The organism is Flavobacterium daemonense, from assembly GCF_007341385.1.
Lineage (GTDB): Bacteria > Bacteroidota > Bacteroidia > Flavobacteriales > Flavobacteriaceae > Flavobacterium > Flavobacterium daemonense.
In genome coordinates, this window is sequence record NZ_VJYD01000001.1 from 521,912 (window position 1) to 543,146 (window position 21,235).

General features: G+C 32.6%; 18 protein-coding genes and 1 rRNA gene. 6 read left to right on the forward strand and 13 right to left on the reverse strand.

The window, feature by feature from the left end; all coding sequences use genetic code 11:
* Positions 1-255: 255 nt before the first annotated feature.
* The 4 genes from FND99_RS02235 to FND99_RS02250 form a co-directional block, all read right to left on the reverse strand.
* Entirely contained in the window at positions 256-861 is a 606-nt protein-coding gene (locus tag FND99_RS02235) for a murein L,D-transpeptidase catalytic domain-containing protein (protein WP_144336365.1), read from the reverse strand.
* A gap of 4 nt (positions 862-865) precedes the next feature.
* Positions 866-1,885, reverse strand: a complete 1,020-nt coding sequence (porQ, locus tag FND99_RS02240) for a type IX secretion system protein PorQ (RefSeq protein WP_144336366.1) — start codon at positions 1,883-1,885, stop codon at positions 866-868.
* A gap of 203 nt (positions 1,886-2,088) precedes the next feature.
* Positions 2,089-4,542: an endopeptidase La gene (lon, locus tag FND99_RS02245; RefSeq protein ID WP_144336367.1), complete on the reverse strand. Its 2,454-nt coding sequence runs from the start codon at positions 4,540-4,542 to the stop codon at positions 2,089-2,091.
* 250 nt (positions 4,543-4,792) lie between these two features.
* Positions 4,793-5,419 carry a hypothetical protein gene (locus FND99_RS02250; protein ID WP_144336368.1) on the reverse strand — a complete coding sequence of 209 codons (627 nt, stop codon included), beginning with the start codon at positions 5,417-5,419 and terminating at the stop codon, positions 4,793-4,795.
* Between the two features lie 292 nt (positions 5,420-5,711).
* On the opposite strand from FND99_RS02250, the gene FND99_RS02255 reads away from it, so the two are divergent.
* From FND99_RS02255 to FND99_RS02270, 4 genes are all read left to right on the forward strand, one after another.
* On the forward strand, positions 5,712-6,266 hold the full coding sequence (locus FND99_RS02255) for an RNA polymerase sigma factor (RefSeq protein ID WP_144336369.1): 555 nt from the start codon (positions 5,712-5,714) through the stop codon (positions 6,264-6,266).
* A gap of 88 nt (positions 6,267-6,354) precedes the next feature.
* Complete coding sequence (locus tag FND99_RS02260; RefSeq protein ID WP_144336370.1) at positions 6,355-6,891, forward strand: anti-sigma factor; 537 nt, start codon at positions 6,355-6,357, stop codon at positions 6,889-6,891.
* Positions 6,875-7,936 carry a hypothetical protein gene (locus FND99_RS02265; protein ID WP_144336371.1) on the forward strand — a complete coding sequence of 354 codons (1,062 nt, stop codon included), beginning with the start codon at positions 6,875-6,877 and terminating at the stop codon, positions 7,934-7,936. Before FND99_RS02260 ends, FND99_RS02265 begins: the two co-directional genes overlap by 17 nt.
* A gap of 20 nt (positions 7,937-7,956) precedes the next feature.
* A complete protein-coding gene (locus tag FND99_RS02270) occupies positions 7,957-8,679 on the forward strand; it encodes a head GIN domain-containing protein (RefSeq protein ID WP_144336372.1) in 723 nt (240 codons plus the stop codon).
* A 130-nt stretch (positions 8,680-8,809) separates the two neighbouring features.
* Here the strand turns inward: FND99_RS02270 and FND99_RS02275 are convergent, their stop codons facing one another.
* The 6 genes from FND99_RS02275 to FND99_RS02300 form a co-directional block, all read right to left on the reverse strand.
* Positions 8,810-10,126: an MFS transporter gene (locus tag FND99_RS02275; RefSeq protein WP_144336373.1), complete on the reverse strand. Its 1,317-nt coding sequence runs from the start codon at positions 10,124-10,126 to the stop codon at positions 8,810-8,812.
* 150 nt (positions 10,127-10,276) lie between these two features.
* The gene (locus tag FND99_RS02280) at positions 10,277-11,089 is read right to left on the reverse strand and encodes a M48 family metallopeptidase (protein ID WP_144336374.1); all 813 of its coding nucleotides are present in this window, start codon (positions 11,087-11,089) and stop codon (positions 10,277-10,279) included.
* Positions 11,090-11,175: 86 nt separating this feature from the next.
* Positions 11,176-13,575 carry a glycoside hydrolase family 31 protein gene (locus tag FND99_RS02285; protein ID WP_144336375.1) on the reverse strand — a complete coding sequence of 800 codons (2,400 nt, stop codon included), beginning with the start codon at positions 13,573-13,575 and terminating at the stop codon, positions 11,176-11,178.
* Between the two features lie 199 nt (positions 13,576-13,774).
* Positions 13,775-15,679 (reverse strand): 1,4-alpha-glucan branching protein GlgB, encoded by a 1,905-nt coding sequence (glgB, locus tag FND99_RS02290; RefSeq protein WP_144336376.1) that lies wholly within the window; start codon positions 15,677-15,679, stop codon positions 13,775-13,777.
* A 49-nt stretch (positions 15,680-15,728) separates the two neighbouring features.
* The gene (locus FND99_RS02295; RefSeq protein ID WP_144336377.1) at positions 15,729-17,009 is read right to left on the reverse strand and encodes a glucose-1-phosphate adenylyltransferase; all 1,281 of its coding nucleotides are present in this window, start codon (positions 17,007-17,009) and stop codon (positions 15,729-15,731) included.
* A complete protein-coding gene (locus FND99_RS02300; protein ID WP_144336378.1) occupies positions 16,999-18,426 on the reverse strand; it encodes a glycogen synthase in 1,428 nt (475 codons plus the stop codon). Before FND99_RS02300 ends, FND99_RS02295 begins: the two co-directional genes overlap by 11 nt.
* Positions 18,427-18,566: 140 nt before the next feature.
* Here FND99_RS02300 and FND99_RS02305 point away from each other — a divergent pair, with 140 nt between their 5' ends.
* Both FND99_RS02305 and FND99_RS02310 read left to right on the forward strand, forming a co-directional pair.
* On the forward strand, positions 18,567-19,433 hold the full coding sequence (locus tag FND99_RS02305; RefSeq protein WP_144336394.1) for an alpha/beta hydrolase: 867 nt from the start codon (positions 18,567-18,569) through the stop codon (positions 19,431-19,433).
* A 48-nt stretch (positions 19,434-19,481) separates the two neighbouring features.
* Complete coding sequence (locus FND99_RS02310) at positions 19,482-20,126, forward strand: endonuclease III domain-containing protein (RefSeq protein WP_144336379.1); 645 nt, start codon at positions 19,482-19,484, stop codon at positions 20,124-20,126.
* A gap of 3 nt (positions 20,127-20,129) precedes the next feature.
* On the opposite strand, the gene FND99_RS02315 is transcribed toward FND99_RS02310, so the two are convergent.
* The 3 genes from FND99_RS02315 to rrf form a co-directional block, all read right to left on the reverse strand.
* Positions 20,130-20,564, reverse strand: coding sequence for a nuclear transport factor 2 family protein (locus tag FND99_RS02315; protein ID WP_144336380.1), 435 nt, complete (start codon positions 20,562-20,564; stop codon positions 20,130-20,132).
* A gap of 12 nt (positions 20,565-20,576) precedes the next feature.
* Positions 20,577-21,029, reverse strand: a complete 453-nt coding sequence (locus FND99_RS02320) for a DUF1569 domain-containing protein (RefSeq protein ID WP_144336381.1) — start codon at positions 21,027-21,029, stop codon at positions 20,577-20,579.
* A 135-nt stretch (positions 21,030-21,164) separates the two neighbouring features.
* A 5S ribosomal RNA gene (rrf, locus tag FND99_RS20390) occupies positions 21,165-21,235 on the reverse strand; the annotation flags it as partial.

The following is a 21,235-nucleotide window of genomic DNA, read 5'->3' on the forward strand; positions in this document are numbered from 1 at the left end:
TTTCTGCGAAACAGCATTTTGAAAATCAGATATTTAATTTACAAGGCTTGAGTATCCTCAAGTTCCACATAAACGACCGACTGATTTTTCGCCCTGCAAATGTAACCATCTTTCTTCTTTTTCGGAAGTTTAATAAGAGATATGAGTCTGTTTAATGATATAAGTTTTAAACAAAAAAAAACTTTTCATCATCGAAAATCACTAATCTCGATCATAAAAAGTTTTAAACTTTTGATTTTATTTTATTGCTGATTCTTAATAGTAAATATCCATTAGGATATTTGTTTTAGAATTATCAATCAACTTTTGAATTCTTTTAAAAAATTCTTCGTTTACCATCGGACAACCGTGGCTGTTGCTGATATAATAATCCTGTTCTTCTAAAGGAACTGCAGAATAGGCGTGCAATACAATAGCACGTTCTAAGGCTTTATTATTAGTCTCATCCAAACCTGCCAATCTATATGCTTTTCCAAAAATTCCTTTATAAGTTTTTCCAATTGCATATCTGCCAAGTGCAGTGCAATTAGAATTTGGCAGATTGCTAAACTTCAACATACCTCTAATCCCTGTTTCAGAACCAGAACCGTGAGCTACAAGCCCCTGGTCTATAACTTCGTTCTTTTCTAAATCATATACAAAAAAGCGATTTTTTCCTGAAGGAACTTTCATATCAATCAAAAATGCAATTTTTGGATTGTATTTATGGTCTTGATTGATCAAGTTTTTGATGTCTGTTATTCTGCTGTTGATTCTTTCGATCTCGACATTGGTTATCGTAGATTCATCTTCATTAAAAAAGTGTTTAGCTCCCGTAAAAACACTTACAGTCATGAACAAAAATAAAGTAAATATTTTCATATTATTACTGAAAATTTAAAGTTAAACCAAAAAGACTTGTATTAGCCGCCAATGTATACCTTGAATAAGAATAGTTAAATTTTAATTTATTCATTCTTAAGCCAAATCCTAATGAAACTCCCGAAAAATTGCGTTGTTCATCAATTCGCAATTCTTCGCCTCTTCTAAAATTATATCCTAAACGCAAATTAAATGCTCTTTGTGGAAAAAGCTCCACACCAAAAACGACGTGTCTTAAAGCATTATTTGCAAACGAGATCTTCTCGTTGGTTGTTGATCCATCAATATTGGTTTCTCCACGAACGGGGTTCGAAAAAGATATGTTCCACTGTTGCAAATTTTCTAGCGACAAATGCCAACGAAGCGGTACATGCTCTAATTCTTGTGAGACACCAGCAATAATTTCAAAGGGCAAATTCTCCTTTATTCCTGAGTAAGTTGTAAATTGGGTTCCAATATTACGAAATACTAGGGCCAAATTTACATTATTTTTTTGAATTTCATACATAATTCCCACATCAATTGCTCCACCAATAGAATTATAACTTTCTAGAGTCGAAGTTATTAGCTTTCCATTTACTCCAATATGAACATCTGTATAAGGAATATTATATGCGTATCCTAGCGTAAGAGCACCTTCACTCCCTGTAAAATCTGATGTTGATTGACCATTTTCATCATAACCTTCAAAACTTCCATAATTGACGTAACTCACACCTGCGTAGAAAGTTTGAACGTGCCTGTCATATGTATAAGCGTATGAAGCAGTTCCATAAGAAGCTTCTCCGTAATAGCTGCCATAATTTATAGCAAGATGATTATCCATATCTTCATTTAATACTGCTGGGTTAAACATCACCTGATTCACATCATCATCATAAATCGTAATATTTTTTCCTCCTAACGCCGCCTGCCTTGGCGAAGACGTCAAATTCAGAAATTGATAGGTGTAGCGCCCTCCAACTTGCCCGAAAGAAATCGAGCAGATCAACAACATTAAAAATGAAACAAATCGTTTGAACATGCTTTTGGGGCGATTCCTATATGGGAATAACGCAAATACAAATATAAAATTATATAACGTAAAAAATAATTTTTATAATTATCTAGCAATCAACCTTTATGCCATTATTTTTTACTTTGTAAAATATGTTTATGCATAAAAAAAATCCCAAATTCCGTTTGGAATATGGGATTTTAAAATATCTGAAATTTTTAACCTAAAGTTTATTTAAGTTGTTTAGCGTTTTTAACGTTTTGATCTGTAAGTGCCAAAGCCAAAACTTCACTCATTTCTTTCACATAATGAAACGTAAGGCCTTCTAAATATTCAGCTTTAATTTCATCAATGTCGCTTTTATTTTCATGGCATAAAATAATTTCTTTGATGCCAGCTCTTTTTGCAGCTAGGATTTTCTCTTTAATTCCGCCTACTGGCAAAACTTTTCCACGTAAAGTGATTTCCCCAGTCATTGCAAGACTCTTTTTAACCTTCTTTTGAGTCAATAAAGAAACCAAAGAAGTAAGCATTGCAATACCAGCACTTGGTCCATCTTTTGGAGTCGCCCCTTCTGGAACGTGCAAATGAATATTATATTTTTGAAAAAGCTCAATTGGCAAACCAAGTTTTTCAGCATTAGCTTTAATGTATTCAAGTGCAATCGTTGCTGATTCTTTCATGACATTTCCAAGATTTCCTGTAATTGTCAACGAACCTTTTCCTTCAGAAATTAAAGATTCTATGAATAAAATATCGCCACCAACACTTGTCCAAGCTAAACCTGTAACAACACCGGCAACATCATTGTTTTCGTATTTATCGCGCTCTAATCTTGGCACGCCAAGAACATTTATGATATCTTCGTCAGTAACTTTTTTATTGTACTCCTCTTCCATCGCAACAGATTTTGCTGCATTACGAATTACTTGAGCGATTTTATTTTCTAAATTACGAACTCCAGATTCTCTAGTATAACCTTCAACGATTTTTTCTAATTGTTTTTTACCAATTGTCAAATCTTTTGAAGTTAATCCATGAGCTTCTAATTGTTTTGGAAAAAGATGTCTTTTTGCGATTTCAACTTTTTCCTCAATAGTATAACCTGACATTTTGATCACTTCCATTCTGTCACGCAATGCTGGCTGAATTGTCGCCATATTGTTTGACGTTGCAATGAACATCACCTTAGACAAATCATAACCCATTTCTAGGAAATTATCATAAAAAGCACTGTTTTGCTCTGGATCTAAAACTTCTAATAACGCTGAAGAAGGATCACCGCTGTTGCCACTAGACAATTTGTCGATTTCATCCAAAATAAAAACAGGGTTTGAAGTTCCAGCTTTTTTCAAGCTTTGAATAATTCTTCCTGGCATTGCTCCAATATATGTTTTTCTGTGTCCACGAATTTCCGCTTCATCACGCAAACCGCCTAATGAAATACGAACATATTCACGCCCTAGAGCTTCAGCCACAGAACGACCAATAGATGTTTTACCAACTCCCGGAGGCCCTGTCAAACATATAATTGGTGATTTCATATCATTTCGCAATTTTAGAACTGCCAAATGTTCAATCATTCTTTTCTTAACTTCATCAAGACCAAAATGATCTTTATCTAATATTTTTTGAGCGTGTTTCAAATCGAATTTATCTTTAGAATATTCACCCCAAGGCAATTCTAAAAACAATTCTAAATAGTTGCGCTGGATTCCGAAATCTGGTGACTGCGGATTCATACGACGCATTTTAGATAATTCTTTTTCGAAATGTTTCTGCGTTTTTTCGTCCCATTTTTTGGTTTTCGCTTTCTGGCCCATTTCGTCCATTTCCTCTTCCTGCGAAACGCCACCCAATTCTTCCTGAATGGTTTTCATTTGCTGATGAAGGAAATATTCACGCTGTTGCTGATCTAAATCAAAACGAACTTTTGACTGAATATCATTCTTCAATTCTAATTTTTGAAGTTCAACATTCATGTAACGCAACGTTTCTAAAGCACGTTCTTTCAATCCGTTTATCGATAAAAGGCCTTGTTTTTCTTTTACAGATAAATTCATGTTTGAAGAAACAAAATTGATCAAAAACGATTGGCTTTCAATGTTTTTAATTGCAAATGTCGCTTCAGATGGAATATTCGGGCTCTCTTTAATAATTTGGATAGCCAATTCTTTAACAGAATCTAAAATAGCCGTAAATTCAGTATCGTTCTCTGTTGGGCGTTCTTCTACAACTTCTTTAATTGTTGCTGTTATATATGGTTCTTCTGAAACAACTTCGTTGATTTCAAAGCGCTTTTTCCCCTGTAAAATAACCGTAACATTTCCGTCAGGCATTTTTAAAACGCGAAGAATTCTGGCTACGGTTCCAATTTTATGAATATCATCTTTACACGGATCTTCGTCTTCTTCATTAATTTGAGAAACAACTCCAATAATTTTTCCGCCGGCATTTGCATCATTAATCAATTTAATAGACTTGTCTCTTCCTGCTGAAATAGGAATTACAACACCTGGAAATAGAACAGTATTACGCAAAGGTAAAATTGGCAGAGAAACAGGAAGTTCCTCATTGTTCATTTCCTCTTCGTCTTCTGGAGTTAATAAAGGAATTAATTCTGCTTCTGAATCAAATTCCTGAAGTGACAGATTGTCAATAGTGAGTATTTTATGATTTGACATAATAATATTTAAGTCGTTTTGTCATTAAAAGTTTTAATACTGTCTACAAAAGTAACATTCCTTTAACCAGTTTTTAGTAAAATTTTGCTAAATGTGATCGTTACAAGACAGGGCATAAAAATAGACAATCATTGTGCCAAAAGCAAAAAAGACAAATTTTCAAATAAAATCGTTTTAATTATAAGGCAAAATCAAAAAAGCCTGAAATAAGTTTCAGGCCATTTAATTGTAATTTTTATCATTACAACACCTATTGCATTTTAATTCTTATTGCATCATAACTATTTGAATGAACACCGATTAATCCATAAACAGTTTCGCCTTTTTTTATGGTTTTCCCATTAATCTCATATTGCATTAAATCATTTTTGAAATTATGATTTGCATCTCCCGCAGCAATCATATTTCCTGCTGCTAATCCTGGTCCAGCAATTAATCCTATCGGAAATGAACTGCTTGGCTTAGTTTCTGTATAGCCATTATTTGTACTTGTTGTGCTTCCAGAATAAATTTGAATTGGAGACAACAATAAATACCACAAATAAGAAGCTGGACTCTGTTTAAGAGTTTTATAAAATTTTTCAGTTTCAATCAAACTTAACTGATTGCCATTTTCATAAAAAAGCCTAAAATCTTGCCCAAAAACAACATCATTTTCTGAGTTATTGCTAATTTTTACAGCAATTAGCTTTACATCATTTTTAGTTTCTTTCTTTTTGTATTTTTTAAACAACAAATCGTATTTATATTCTAATGCAATATTGTTGTCAATACTTTTAGAAGAATAATTTATTGCTGTTGGGTTTATCTTTTTATATCCTGATGCACAACTATTTAAAAGCACAGTTAATAATAAAAGAAGAGTAATTCTGGTCATTTTTTGTGTTTTGTTTTTTGGTTAAAATTTTTATTTTTTTTTTGCCAAATATATAGTATAAAATAAATTTCCTGCCTTTAAGTTGTTAAAAAAAATATAAAATAGTAAACAATTATTAAAAAATGATTCAATATCAATCAATTAAGATCTTTAAAAAATATGTATTTTTAATAATCCAACTTTTAGAAATTATTACAAATCCACCTATTCAAAAAAAAAATAAAATTATTTTTTTCAAAACTGTAACAAATCAAAAAAAGCAAAGTCATTGTAAAAAACTAGCAACCATTACTTGAGTATAACTAACCAAAATATCGAAGAATTAATCGCGCTTTGTAAAGAGAATAATCAAAAAGCCCAATTTGAAATTTACAACCGTTACAGTAAAGCCATGTACAATGTGGCGTATCGTATTGTAAAAGACGAACATTTTGCACAAGACGTCATGCAGGAAGGATTTTTGAAGGCATTTACAAAAATAAACGACTACAAACAAGAAGTTGCTTTTGGCGCGTGGCTGAAGAAAATTGTAATCAATTACAGTATTGATTTTTATAAAAAGAATAATGCTTTTCAGGTCGAAGATCTAAGCAAAACGCTTTATAAAATTGAAGGCAGTGATGATTTTTATTCTGAAACCATTGATTTTAACACTTTAAAAGTAAAACAAGTTTTAGATACTATTTTAAGTCTAAAAGACAGCTACCGGATGGTTCTGACACTTTTTTACATTGAAGGTTACGATCAAGAAGAAATAAGCGAAATTTTGAAAATTAGTTATCAAAACTGCCGAACTACACTTAGCAGAGCAAAAGAAAGTTTGCGAAAAAAATTAGAGGAGATATGAAATCATCAACAATAAAAAATTTGTGCAAACAAATACCAATAAAAAAGATGATAACATATATCACAACTAAAAAATAAAATCAGGATATATGAAAAAGGAAAATGACAATTTAGATCAATTATTCAACAAATTTGAAAACCAATGGGATGTTCAGGAATTAAATCCGGATCATCAGGACGTTTTTTTAAATAAACTGAACGGAAAGAAACCAAAAAAGAAAAATTACTGGTTTGCAGCTTCGATTGCGGCTTCGATCGCATTGATGCTTGGAATTTCAGTTTTTTATCAAAATGAAAAACCAAAAGAGTTCAAATTTGCATCTAAAGAAACGCAACGTACTGATTCTATTTTCAATATTCTAATTGATAATGAACTTGTTAAACTCAAAGAAAAAAGTTCGCCAGAAAATGAGCAAATCATAAATGATGCATTAAAACAAATGAAAGTTTTTGATGCCGATTATCAAAAAATCATTAACGAGCTGCAAAAAAATGGCGAAAACAAACAAATTATTTATGCCATGATAAGCAATCTGCAAACCAGAATATCTTTTTTGCAGACGGTTTTGAAAAGAATTGAAGAAAACGAAAATTTAAAAAACACAAGCCATGAAAAAACATTATAAAATAGTATTTCTTTTCATTTTAATTCCGTTTTTGGGATTTTCAAATGATGATACAAATATTTCAAAACAAAAAAACATCAAAAAAACGTATATTGTTAATTCGAATGCAGGAATTGATATTGACAACAAATACGGAAATATTTCAATATCGACTTGGGATGAAGATAAAGTTGATCTTGATATCACAATAAAAGTGACAGGAAACAATGAAAATTGGGTAAACGAAAAACTAAACACCATTGATGTTGATATTGAAGCATTAAAATCAATGGTTACCGCTGTTACAAAAATTGGAAATTCAACCAACAAAGGAAGAGGCAGCAGTAATAGTTTCGAAATCAATTATGTAGTAAAAATTCCAAAAAACGGAACCGTAAAATTGATGAATAAATACGGAAACATTACGACGCTTGCTTTAGAAGGTGCAACAGATATAAGCTGTAAATACGGTAAAGTAACGCTTGGGAAATTAAATAACCAGACCAATAGAATAAATATCGAATATTGCTCCAATTCATCAATTGATTATATTAAAAACGGACTAATTGAAGCTCGCTATTCTGGCTTAAAAGTCAACGATTCTGGGAATTTAAACTTTGATACAAATTATACTGATTTAGTCATTTCTGATGCTCAAAATATTAAGTACGACTGTAGCTACGGAAATCTGAAATTTCAGAAAGTGAATTCCTGCAATGGTACAGGAAATTATCTTACAGTTTCTGTTGCTGAAGTTTCAAACAACTTAAATATTGATACAAATTACAGCAAAGTCAACATTGGCACTTTGACCGAAAAAGCAAAAAATGTCAATATAAATTCGGGTTACACAGATGTTACAGTGGGCTACAATTACAATTACGCTTTTGATTTTGACATTAATACAAAATACGCAAACATTAAAAATGGCGATGATTTAGAAATCAATGTAAATGAAACCAAAAACAGCTCAAAAAGCATAAGTGGTTTTCATAAAAAGAAAGGTCAGAATAAGGTAATAATTAATTCAACTTACGGAAACGTATCATTAATCAAAAAACAATAATTTTAAACTAACAAAAAACCATGAAAAAAATTATTCATTTAGCAGTTTACGGTGCATTTTTAATTGGCTTGACAGCTAGCGCACAAGAAAAGATCAACGGAAATGGAAATGTTGTAACTGAAACAAGAACAACTTCAGAATATGATGCTATCAAAATATCTGGATTTTTTGACGTTGATTTAGTAGCAGGGAAAGAAGGGAAAATTTCGATAAAAGGAGAACAAAATATTTTAGCTGCAATTATTGTTGAAGTTGAGGATAATGCATTGAAAGTTTATGTAAAGAAAGGAACAAACTTGCGTCCGAGCACAGGAAAAAAAGTAGAGATTACAATTCCTTTTGAAAAAATATCTGAACTTAGTTTGTCTGGCTCAGGCGATATTGTTGCTAAATCTCAAATTAAGAATGACAAATTTTCAGCAAAATTATCAGGATCAGGTGATGTTGATTTAGATGTGGCAGCAAACTCTTTTGATTTCAACTTAAGCGGTTCAGGAGACATCAAATTAAAAGGAAATTCAGATAATGTAGCTATCAAGCTTTCAGGCTCTGGCGATATCGAAGCGGCAAATTTGAAAGCTAAGAATGCTGATGTAATGGTTTCAGGCTCTGGGGATGTTAAGGTAAACTGCAACGAAAGCATTACTGCAAGAGTTTCGGGATCTGGCGATATTAAATACACAGGAAATCCTGAAAAACGTGATGTAAAAGTTTCTGGTTCAGGAAGTATTTCAAAAGCATAAATTTAAATAAAGCTCAATAATAAAAGATTTTTTCAAAATCATCAAATCAAAAAACGAACTAATCATTCCTCTTTTATTATTGAGCTTTTATTTATAGATAATTCAAAATATCAAAAAACAAAAGAGGCGTTTAAAGCGCCTCTTTTTTATGAACTCTCATTAAAAGAAAAATTGCAGTAACGAAGAAAATTGCGAGAATAACGATCGCTTTCCTCGGACTTCCTGTTTGCTGGTCAATTATCCCATAAATACACATTCCGATTACGATTCCGATTTTCTCAGCAACATCATAAAAACTAAAAAATGAAGCTGTATCCTGTGTTTCAGGCAATAGTTTTGAATAAGTCGAACGTGATAATGCCTGAATACCGCCCATTACAAATCCGGCAACGGTTGCCATCACGTAAAAATGAATTGGCAGTGTTATAAAATAAGCCAAAGCGCAAAATACCGCCCAAATAGCATTTATATAGATCAATGTTTTTACGTTTCCAAATTTTGCTGAAGCTCTGGAAGTTAAAACAGCTCCGATAACGGCAACCAATTGAATGATTAAAATACAAATTATTAAACCGATTGTACTTTCTTCTTTAGACGACCATTTAATTTCCTGAGCACCAAAATAAGTAGCAACAAGCATAACAGTTTGCACGGCCATGCTCGAAACGAAAAAACCTCCTAAATATCTTTTCAAAGGAATATTTTCTTGCAATAATGCCCAAACCTTTTTTAATTCTTTAAATCCATTAAAAACAACAGATCTAGTCAGTTTTTCTCCAGATTCTTTACTTCCTTTTGGTAAATAATAATAAGTGTATTGGCTGAATAAAATCCACCAGACTCCCACCATAATAAACGAATAACGCATCGCTTTCATCGCAGCGCCCTCACCTGTTATTCCAAAAATTTCTGGCTTCATGATCATCGCTAAATTGATAATCAACAATATAACACTACCAATATATCCTAACGAATATCCTTTGGCACTGATTTTATCTTGTTGTTCTTCAAAAGCGATATCCGGCAAATAGGAATTGTAAAAAACCAAGCTTCCCCAGTACCCAATTAATCCTAAGAAATAAAATACTAAACCGATATAAATATTTCCGAGATCAAACCAGTACAATCCCATGCAGGACAAAGCACCTAGATAGCAAAAGAATTTCATGAATGATTTTTTATTCCCAACGTAATCAGCTATTCCTGATAATAATGGCGAAATAAAAGAAACAACCAAAAATGCAAAAGCAGTTGTAAAACTGATTAATGCAGAATTTTTTAAATGCATTCCGAACACGTCAATATAGTGATCGCGGTCAGCAAATAATTGTTCGTAAAATATTGGAAATACAGCCGAAGCAATTGTAAGTGTATAAACGGAGTTTGCCCAATCATAAAACGCCCATGCATTTAATAATTTCTTGTCTCCTTTCTGTAGGTTTTTCATAGAAATGGTTTGTTAGTACGCTACGAATTTATCCAATTTTTATCATAATCAAATAGAAATTGTTCGTTTCATACATTATTAAATTATGAACAACAAAAAAGCCGCCCGAAAACGAACGGCTTTTAAAATTATTTCTGATAAATTACAATTCTATTTTATAGTTCCAACTTTAAGCGCTATAGCTCTAGCTTCTGGAACTAATGCTTTAATATTAGCAATTCTTGTCGCGTCAGACGGGTGTGTACTCATAAATTCTGGCGTTCCTGAAGCTCCAGATTTCGCCGCCATTCTGCTCCAGAATGTTACTGCATCATCAGGATTATAACCCGCAATTGCCATTAATGTCAAACCAATTTTATCAGCTTCGCTTTCATTGCTTCTGCTAAATGGCAACATTACGCCAACTTCAGATCCGATTCCGTATGCTTGAGCAAAAATTTCTTGAGTTTGCGCCGATTTTGTGCTGGTTGCTGCACTTAATGCTGCTCCGCCTATTTCTTGTAACTGTGCTGCAGACATTCGTTGTGCACCGTGATTGGCTAAAGCATGCGAAACTTCGTGTCCCATTACAGTTGCTAAACCAGATTCATTTTGAGTTACTGGCAAAATACCAGAATACACTACGATTTTTCCTCCTGGCAAGCACCAAGCATTAACTTCTTTATTATCAACAAGTTTATATTCCCATCGATAATCTTTTAAATATTGTGTTTGACCTAAATAATTTAGGTATCTCTCGGCCGCCATTTTAATTTTATATCCAACTGTTTCAACAAGTTTTGCATCAGCTGTTCCTGAAATGACCTTGTTTTCGGTCAAGAACTGATTGTACTGCTGAAAAGAAGACGGAAATAATTCACTATTTGATACAAAATTTAAACTTTGTTTTCCTGTTATAGGATTCGTCGCACAGCTGTACAATAAAACTGCTGTAAAAAGTCCTGCAATTAGATGTTTTTTCATAATAGTATAAATTTTTTCATACACAAAAATACAACTAAAATCGTTTTACCTTTTACATAATTTTCAAAAACCTTATCAGAATTTACCTACTCACCTATAATATGAAGTTCATTGAACTCTTTATCAACAATTAAGAATTTATTTAATTCAAAATTTACTTGATCAAATTCAATCTTTTCGTTATCAATCTCAATCTCAGTTACTTTAAAAGGAAGTCCAATCAAATTGATTTTATATTTGCTATAAGGCGTATCATATTTTCCATCTTTATGAAGCTGAATAATCAATTCTTTTTCTTTTCCGATGGTTCTGAAAGACAAAAAGCTATAACGGCCTTTTTTGTAATCATAACCGTCTTGTGCATCTTCATAAACCACAGATTTCTCTTTTCCTCTTTTGAAATACACATCCAGCATCAATTCGTCAAATTCTAACTCTCCAACATATTGTTGTACCGGATATTTAGGAATCACCGAACCCGCTTTTACAAAAACAGGAATCTCGTCGAATTTTGTATCAATCCATACTTCTCGTCCTCCAACAGCAAACTCATTTGTCCAAAAGTTATACCATTCACCTCTAGGAATATACATACGTCTACCTATAGCATTAGGTTCAAGAATTGGACAAACCAAAATATGGTTTCCAAAGATGAATTCATCATTTCGATAATGTGTTTGCGTATCATCTTGATCATAATACACCAAAGGTTTCAACATTGGTACACCTTCTTCAATATATTGCCAAAACATCGTATATAAATACGGAAGCAACTGATAACGAAGACTCACAAATTTTCTAGTGATATTAACTACTTCTTCATCAAAAGCCCAAGGTTCTTGGTTTCCGTGATCTCCAGAAGAGTGTGTTCTGCAAAACGGATGAAAAACCCCTAACTGAATCCAACGGGCATACAATTCGCCTGTTGGCTGTTCGGCAAAACCGCCAATATCAGAACCTGTAAAGCCCATTCCAGAGATTGATAATCGTTGTACTTGTATATTTGCAATCCATAGATGCTCCCAAGTTGCCACATTATCGCCCGTCCATGACGATGTATATCGCTGTGCACCAGAATATGCTGATCTTGTAATAACAAAAGGTCTTTTAGGATATGCAAAACGTTTTACACCATGATAGGTCGCTCTTGCCATTTGGGTCCCATAAATATTATGCGCTTTTCTGTGGCTGCAAGGATTTCCGTCGTAAACATGACGAACATCCATCGGAAATGTCTTGTTAGGAACTTCCATAACGGCCGGTTCGTTCATATCATTCCAAACTCCTTTTACGCCAATCTCTGAAATTAATTCTTTAAATAATCCTGCCCACCATTCTCTTACTACGGGATTTGTGTAATCTGGAAAATTACATTCTCCTGGCCAAACTTTTCCTTTCATGTAAGGACCATCAGCTCTTTTGCAGAAATAATCTTTTTCTAAAGCTTCTTGATAAACCCAATAATTTTTATCGATTTTAATTCCCGGATCAATGATGACAATTGTTTTAAAACCATCTTCGGCTAACTCGGTAACCATTTTTTTTGGATCCGGAAAATATTCTTTATTCCATGTAAAACATCGAAAACCTTCCATATAATCGATATCCAAATAAATAGCATCACATGGAATTTTGAGTTCTCTAAATTTTGAAGTAATCTCTTTGACTTTGCTTTCTGGATAATAACTCCATTTGCATTGATGATAACCTAAAACCCAAAGTGGCGGTAATTCAGGTTTTCCGGTCAAATCGGTATAAGTCGTAACAACATCTTGCATTTGAGGTCCGTAAATGAAATAATAATTCATTTCGCCTCCTTCGGCCCAAAAACTAGTTACATTTCTTCTTTCCTGACAAAAATCAAAAAAAGTTCTGAAAGTATTGTCAAAGAAAATACCATAAGATTGTTTATTGTGCAAACCAATATAAAACGGAACTACTTTATACAGAGGTTCCTGTTCTTTTTGGTAAGCATATTGATCGGTAGCAAAATTTTCTACTCTTTTGCCTTTTAAGTTCATTTGAGTGGCTTTGTCGCCAAGACCGTAAAAACATTCTCCATCTTTTGAAGATTTGCTCATTTTCACGATGTTTCCGCCATATTCGTAACTTTCTTCCCAATGAAAACCAAGTTCATCTTGAAGAATTAAAAAATTATTCAAGTCATAAATTGACAAACGGACATCAGCTTTCTTGATTTTACAAACCACTTTGCTGGTTGTAATTTCAAAGTAATTTTCATCTTCGCTGACTTTCAGAAAATTATACCCATGAAGTTGCGTTTTGTCAATTGCATATGAAAAATCATTACTGAAGTATCCTTTTGTGGTAAAACGAAAACGAATTAAACTGTCACGAAGTACGGTGACTTTTAAGATTACATTATTGTCGGTGTAAAAAGAAACCGAATCGCCCTCATGCTCATACGAAACTATTTTTGATGGAAATAGATTGCCTTTATGTTCTAATGATGTGTTTGTAATCATATCGCTGTTATCTTAAATTCATAACTCTATTCTATATCAAACATACAAAAAAACTCGCTAAAGCACTATGAATAAAAGGATTATTCACGAAAACGTTTTTTCTGAATGTGTTGCAAAATAGGACGCTTAAAATCGACAATTCGATAATTTAAGAACATTTAAATTCTAATTTAGCATTACAAAAAAATCAATGCAACTTCTATTCGAAAGAATAAACAGTAACACTCAAAGGTGGCAAAATTAATTCTACAGAAAAATCTCTTCCATCATAAGGTGAATTATCAACTTTTAAAGGCTTGTGATTTGCAACACCGCTTCCTCCGTAAATGACCGCATCTGTATTAAAAATTTCTTTCAATTTTCCTTTTTTAGAAATTCCAATTCTATAATTTTCTCGGACAATCTGTGTGAAATTACAAACGACAATTAGATTTTCATTTTCATTATTTCCTTTTCGGATATACGAAATAACAGCATTTTGATGATCTGAATAATTAATCCACTCAAAACCTTGGCCTGTAAATTGTTTTTCATACAATGCTGGGCTTGATTTATATAACTGATTCAAATCTGTAATCACTTTTTTAATACCCGAATGAAAATCATATTGAAGCAAATGCCAATCAAGGCTTTTTTCAAAATTCCATTCGTCGCTCTGACCAAATTCAGCTCCCATGAACAATAATTTTGTTCCCGGATGCGTAAACATATATCCGTACAGCAATCTTAAATTAGCAAATCGTTGCCATTCGTCGCCAGGCATTTTATAAATAAGCGATTTTTTTCCGTAAACAACTTCATCGTGAGAAAACGGAAGCATGAAATTTTCGGTAAAAGCATATGTCATCGAAAATGTCAAATCATTTTGATGGTATTTTCGATAAACAGTTTCTTTTTGGAAATATTTTAAAGTATCGTGCATCCAGCCCATCATCCATTTCATTCCAAAACCTAAACCTCCTGTAAATGTTGGTCTTGAAACCATCGGAAACGAAGTGCTTTCTTCTGCAATGGTTTGAACTCCAGAAAAATTAGCATAAATAACTTCATTGAATTCTTTAAGAAAACTAATTGTTTCAAGATTTTCTCTTCCACCATAAATATTAGCTTCCCATTCACCTTCATTTCTAGAATAATCAAGATAAAGCATTGACGCAACAGCATCAACTCTAAGTCCGTCAGCATGATAATTTTGAAGCCAAAAAACAGCATTACTGATTAAAAAAGCACGGACTTCATTACGTCCATAATTAAAAACCAAACTTTTCCAATCCGGGTGATAGCCTTTTCTGCGATCTGGATGTTCATACAAATGTGAGCCATCAAAGAAACCAAGACCATGTGCATCATCAGGAAAATGTGACGGAACCCAATCTAAAATAACTCCGATGCCTGCTTGATGCAATTTATCCACCAAAACCATAAAATCTTGCGGTTTTCCAAAACGCGAAGTTGGTGCAAAATAACCCGTCAATTGATATCCCCACGAAGGATCATAAGGATATTCCATAATTGGCATAAATTCAACATGCGTAAAACCAGTCTCTTTGACATAATTTACGAGATCATCTGCCAACTCTAAATAACTCAAAAACCGATTGTGTTCTCCTCGTTTCCATGAACCTAAATGAACTTCATAAACCGAATAAGGTTTGTCTAAAGCGTTATTTTCATGGCGGGATTCCATCCAATTCTTATCTTTCCAAGTGTAATCCAAATCCCAGACAACTGAAGCTGTATGAGGCGGTTTTTCGCAATATAGTGCAAAAGGATCTGCCTTTTCAGTTGCAATTCCATCTATATTTGATTGAATTTTATACTTATAAAGCGAACCTTTAGACAAATCTGGAATAAAACCTTCCCAAATTCCTGAAGAATCCCATCGAACTTGAAGCTGATGTTCATCTTGCGTCCAATAGTTAAAATCGCCCACCACAGAAACCGACTTTGCAGTGGGTGCCCAAACGGCAAAGTAAACTCCCTTAACTCCATTTACTTCAATTAAATGCGCTCCTAACTTTTCGTATAATTTAAAATGTTTTCCCGCTTTGAATAAATCGATATCAAAATCAGTAAAAAGAGAATACGTGATTACTTTTGTCATATTTGGTTTTTAAGGCAACTATTAGAATTTGGGTTTTGGATTTTTGCTTTTATTCAATTCTAAAATTATCTGCAAGAATTGCTCCTTTTTTAATGACAACAATACCGTCTTTTATGCTGTACAATTCATTGGTAAAATTGTCTAAATGCTTGCCGCCGCTAATGTGAACGTTATTTCCAATGCGAACATTTTTATCAACCAAAGCATTTTGTATAAAGCAGTTTTCACCTATCCCAACATGAATTTTATTGATACTGGCTTCGTGATTCAGTTCATCTAAATCTTGATAGAAATCATTGCCCATTACGTAACAATTTTCTAAAACAGTGCCTTCACCAATTCTAGAACGAATTCCAATCACTGAACTTTTAATTTCTTTCGCATTTATGATACAGCCTTCGGAAATAAGCGACTGGTTTATAATCGAATTTCTGAATTTTGATGGCGGAAGCAATCTAGGTCTTGTGAAAATTTTATTGTCATTATCAAACAAATTAAATTCAGGAATATCTGCCGTTAAACCAATATTAGCCTCAAAAAATGATTCAATATTTCCAATATCTGTCCAATATCCTTCATATTGATAACTCAAAATCTTATGCTTTCCAACGGCTTGAGGAATAATTTCTTTTCCAAAATCTTTCGTTTCCGGATTAGCCATTAATTCTTCCAACAACGATTTATTAAAAATATAAATTCCCATTGATGCAAGATACTTTTTACCTTTTTCCTGCATATGCTCACTCACTTCAGACTCCCATTCTGGCAATAAAGAAGCATGAGGTTTTTCTATAAAAGCATGAATATTGTTTTCATGATCGGTTTTTAAAATTCCGAATTCTGGTGCGTCTTTTGCATTTACAGGTAACGTTGCGATAGAAATTTCAGCATCGGCCGCAATGTGCGCTTCCAGCATTTCGTTAAAATCCATTTGGTACAATTGATCTCCGGAAAGAATCAAAGCATGGTCAAAATCGTGCTTTAAAAAATGTGACATGCATTGTCTAACGGCATCGGCAGTTCCTTGAAACCATGTAGGATTGTCTGGAGTTTGTTCAGCAGCTAAAATATCAACGAAAGACTGACTGAAAATACTAAAATTAAAAGTGTTCTTAATGTGTGCATTTAATGATGCAGAATTGAATTGTGTCAAAACAAATATTTTAAAAATATCAGAATTGATACAATTTGAAATAGGAATATCCACTAATCGGTACTTTCCACCAATTGGCACTGCAGGTTTTGATCTTGTTTCCGTCAACGGAAACAAACGTGATCCTTGTCCTCCTCCTAAAATAATAGCAACTACATTTTTCTTTTTAAATTTCATTTTTCTCAATTATTAGGTTGTATATCTCGATATATTCTTGGCACACTCTTTCCCAGGAATGATCTGCCGCCATTCCTCGTTTTAAAACTATGTTGAAATTTATTTTATCATCATATAATTTGACCGCACGATTTATTGAATAACAAATATCTCCAACCGATGCTTGGTCATGGCAAATACCATTCCCTTCATCCCCAAAATCAATCACTGTATCTCTTAATCCTCCAGTTCTTCTCACAATCGGAACGGTTCCATATCGCATTGCATACATCTGGTTCAAACCACATGGTTCAACTCTTGATGGCATTAAAATATAATCGGAACCGGCATAAATTAAATGCGCCAATTCTTCATTGTAACCAATAAAAACATTGTAGTTGCCTTTATAATCATTACGCAATTGTGTTAATTGCGATTCTATTTCTGTATTTCCTGATCCTAAAATCAGAATATTAATGTTTTCGAAATTTTCCGATAATGCCAATGCAGAAGCTTGTGGCAATAGATCTCCACCTTTTTCTTCAAATAAGCGACCAATGAAACTAAAAAGCGGTTTTGTAGGATCTAAATCAAACTGCTCACAAAGTTTTTCTTTGTTTTTTTGTTTCCCCGATTCAAAATTTTCAATTGAATAATGATATTCAAGCATTTTATCTTTTGTAGGATCCCAAACTTCAATATCAATTCCGTTTAAAATTCCTTTCGATTTACTCCTAACAGAATTAAACAACGATTCTAAACCATTTGCTGCATAATTGATCTCATTTAAATAACTAGGAGAAACAGTTGTCACAGCATTTGCACATTTTATACCAACTGCCAACGAATTAATTGAATGATTCCATTCTAAAAAACCGATGTGTCTTAAATCAAATTCTGGCAAATAATGCAGTTTGTCAAAACCAAACCAGCCTTGGTACAGGCCATTGTGAATTGTAATAACAGTTTTTACATTTTGCAGACTCGCATATTTGTAAGCATATTTCATCATAAACGGAACAACACCAGTATGATGATCATGACAATTTATAATTTCAGGAACTTTTTTTCGTGCTAAAATCCAATCTAAACTTGCTATTTGAAAAGATAAAAAACGTTCAATATCATCTTCATATCCATAAACGTTTGGACGGTCAAACAAATCTTTAATTTCGATTAGATATAATTCGTAACCTAATTTATCTGATGTTTCTTTTAAAACGCTAAACGGAAAATCAAAATTCCCAAGCTTGATATTTCCCCAGTGAACACATTCAAAATCGTTTTCTTTTTTGAATTTAGTATCGTAACATGGAACGACAACTCTGACTTCATGACCTGCATTTGTCTGATACTTAGGCAATGCTCCAACAACGTCAGCCAGTCCACCCACTTTTGCCATTGGGTAACACTCTGCACTTAAATGAAATATTTCCATGCTGAAAATTTATAAAAAGATTAAATAGCAATTAATGATTTATTTTTTTTCTACAAACAATTATTAATATGCTACTTTTATGTTTTTTAAATTTAGGAAAAAATAAGCAAAATTCAGCTTTCTTAAAAAATTTATTAATTATGGCAAAAAAGGAAACTAATCCTACTAAATCATTAAAAATTCCACAGTTTATTATTCTATCCTGTAAAATTTGCGCTTTTATTTCAACCAAATTGGTTACCAAATATGCAGCGAAATTATTTACAACACCAATAAAACATAAGGTTCCAAAACGAGAACTTGAAATGGATTCTAAAAGTGTTCACAAAATAATTCATGTCCCAGCGATAAATAAAAATATTGTGACATATCAATATGGAGAAAGCGATCGTAAAATTTTATTAGTCCATGGATGGTCTGGAAGAGGCACTCAGCTGTTTAAAATAGCAGACGAACTTTTGAAAAATGGTTTTTCAACAGTTAGTTTCGATGCTCCAGCACATGGAAAATCAAGAGGAAAATCTACGATAATGTCTGAGTTTATTGCTTCTATATTAGAACTTGAAAAACAATTTGGACCTTTCGAAATGGCAATAGGTCATTCACTTGGTGGAATGTCAGTTTTAAACGCAATAAAAGACGGACTACAAACGAATAAGGCAATTATAATAGGAAGCGGTGATATTGTACAGGATATTTTGGATGAGTTCATTTCAAAATTAGGTTTAAAACAAGAAATAAGTGAACGCCTGCGTAATCTTTTTGAAGAGAAATATCAAGTCAAAATGGATGACTTTTCAGCCTACAGAGCAGCACAGAAAGTAAAAATACCAGTTTTAGTAATTCATGACAATGATGATCCTGAAGTTTCTGTTAAAGCTGGAATTCATATTCATCAACAACTCGAAAATGGAACTGTGTATTTAACCGATGGATTGGGACACAGAAAAATACTTGGCAATCAAAATGTTATAAAAAAAATCATGAATTTCATCAAAACTAACTAATTTTGTGATAGTTACAGCTTACAATTTCTAATTTAAACTAAAACTGAAATGGATTTATTTGGAGAAACAACAGATTGGGAAATAAAACTGAAACCTATTTTGAATAAATATAAAGGCAAAAAGCATCCTTTAGAATATAAAAACACCTATCAGTTATTAGTAATGGTAATTTTGTCAGCACAAGATTCTGATGCAAATATTAACAAAATAGCACCTGTGCTATTTGAAAAATTCCCAACACTTAACAGTTTATCAAAAACAGACCTTGAAACATTAATTTCATACATAAGTAAAGTTCGGAATTTTGGCACAAAAGCAAATTGGCTTTTAGAAATTGCAAAAACACTTAAAAATGATGCTGATATTCCTTTAAACATGAAAGAGTTAACGGCATTGAAAGGAGTCGGAAGAAAATCAGCAAATGTTATTCTGAGAGAAACAAATCAACCGGCAGAAGGCATTATTGCCGATTTACATGTCATTCGTGTCGCACCTAGAATCGGAATAATAAAAGAAGCAAAAGATGGCAATAAAGTAGAGAAAGATTTAATGCAGGTTTTGCCAAAAAGTATTTGGTCTGAAATTGGAATGGCAATATCATTTTTAGGAAGAGAAACCTGTAGACCAAAACCAAAATGTGACGAATGCCCTTTGACCGATTTTTGCTTTTATTATGCTACAGAAGTTCTTTAAAAGTTATTTTCTTCGAGTATCAATTAAATATATAATTTCCCAAGAATCTTTTTCTTTAAACAAAGTAAAAGTATTTACTCCTGAATGACTTAATTTATCATTTAGATAAAATTCATAAGGCGCCCAAACATGCGCCATTGTTCCATCAATTTGAATAGTATAACTAAGTATTTTCTCCTGAAACTTCATAATCGACGGAATTGATGCAATTGATTTATAAAATTCATTAGCTTTTTCCTCAGATAATTTATTTCCCTTTGAAACACTCTCACTAATGGATTGAAGAATCATCTTATCAGCACAAACCAATTTTATTTTCAAAGTATCTTTTTGATGAAATCCTTCAAAAAAAGTTTCAATAGTTTTTTGAACTTCCTGTTTTTGAGCATTAACCGAAAATCCTACAAGCAAAAAACAAATAATTATAGAAAATTTCATGGTTATCAAATTTTAAACACCAAATTGAGAAAGATGATGCTCTAAATGTTTTGCAAACATATTATTCCATTCTGCCGATGTTAACTTCCCAAAAGAATGAGAATCTTTTCCTTCAAAACTATTTTCACCAATCTCTTGAGTTTTATCAATATAAGCTATTAGACGATTTTTTTCAATTTCGAAATTGCGATCATTTTTAATAATAAACTGAGGAGCTGTGTGAACATTTCTAGGATAAGGCTTATCACCTACAACTGTATTTTTTGCAAGCAATTTCAAAATGAATTTCATAAATGTGTTTGGTTTCGGATGAATATTATCATAAACCATTTCGTATGTAACATTACAATGTGCAAGCATTTGAGCAACTGTCATTTTACCCCATAATCCTTTTGAATCTGGTCTAAGCTCATTTATTCTATTAATAAACTGATTACAATCTTCTTTCTGGAAAACATTTTGCATAATGATATATTTATATGAGAAAGTAAAAATAGGAATTTTATAATAAATATTTTATCAAAAAAGATTTTCAATAAGACCAAGAATCTCTAAAAACAAAAAAAATCCTCATCAAGTGAATGATGAGGATTCTCAAAAGAAAGGCGACGACATACTCTCCCACAAAACTGCAGTACCATCTGCGCTGGCGGGCTTAACTTCTCTGTTCG

Bases quoted from the DNA above. Each gene is read 5' to 3' on its own strand.
- FND99_RS02235 (WP_144336365.1), bottom strand. From the start codon at position 861: ATGAAAATATTTACTTTATTTTTGTTCATGACTGTAAGTGTTTTTACG.
- porQ (WP_144336366.1), bottom strand. From the start codon at position 1,885: ATGTTCAAACGATTTGTTTCATTTTTAATGTTGTTGATCTGCTCGATT.
- lon (WP_144336367.1), bottom strand. From the start codon at position 4,542: ATGTCAAATCATAAAATACTCACTATTGACAATCTGTCACTTCAGGAA.
- FND99_RS02250 (WP_144336368.1), bottom strand. From the start codon at position 5,419: ATGACCAGAATTACTCTTCTTTTATTATTAACTGTGCTTTTAAATAGT.
- FND99_RS02260 (WP_144336370.1), top strand. From the start codon at position 6,355: ATGAAAAAGGAAAATGACAATTTAGATCAATTATTCAACAAATTTGAA.
- FND99_RS02265 (WP_144336371.1), top strand. From the start codon at position 6,875: ATGAAAAAACATTATAAAATAGTATTTCTTTTCATTTTAATTCCGTTT.
- FND99_RS02270 (WP_144336372.1), top strand. From the start codon at position 7,957: ATGAAAAAAATTATTCATTTAGCAGTTTACGGTGCATTTTTAATTGGC.
- FND99_RS02275 (WP_144336373.1), bottom strand. From the start codon at position 10,126: ATGAAAAACCTACAGAAAGGAGACAAGAAATTATTAAATGCATGGGCG.
- FND99_RS02280 (WP_144336374.1), bottom strand. From the start codon at position 11,089: ATGAAAAAACATCTAATTGCAGGACTTTTTACAGCAGTTTTATTGTAC.
- FND99_RS02285 (WP_144336375.1), bottom strand. From the start codon at position 13,575: ATGATTACAAACACATCATTAGAACATAAAGGCAATCTATTTCCATCA.
- glgB (WP_144336376.1), bottom strand. From the start codon at position 15,679: ATGACAAAAGTAATCACGTATTCTCTTTTTACTGATTTTGATATCGAT.
- FND99_RS02295 (WP_144336377.1), bottom strand. From the start codon at position 17,009: ATGAAATTTAAAAAGAAAAATGTAGTTGCTATTATTTTAGGAGGAGGA.
- FND99_RS02300 (WP_144336378.1), bottom strand. From the start codon at position 18,426: ATGGAAATATTTCATTTAAGTGCAGAGTGTTACCCAATGGCAAAAGTG.
- FND99_RS02305 (WP_144336394.1), top strand. From the start codon at position 18,567: ATGGCAAAAAAGGAAACTAATCCTACTAAATCATTAAAAATTCCACAG.
- FND99_RS02310 (WP_144336379.1), top strand. From the start codon at position 19,482: ATGGATTTATTTGGAGAAACAACAGATTGGGAAATAAAACTGAAACCT.
- FND99_RS02315 (WP_144336380.1), bottom strand. From the start codon at position 20,564: ATGAAATTTTCTATAATTATTTGTTTTTTGCTTGTAGGATTTTCGGTT.
- FND99_RS02320 (WP_144336381.1), bottom strand. From the start codon at position 21,029: ATGCAAAATGTTTTCCAGAAAGAAGATTGTAATCAGTTTATTAATAGA.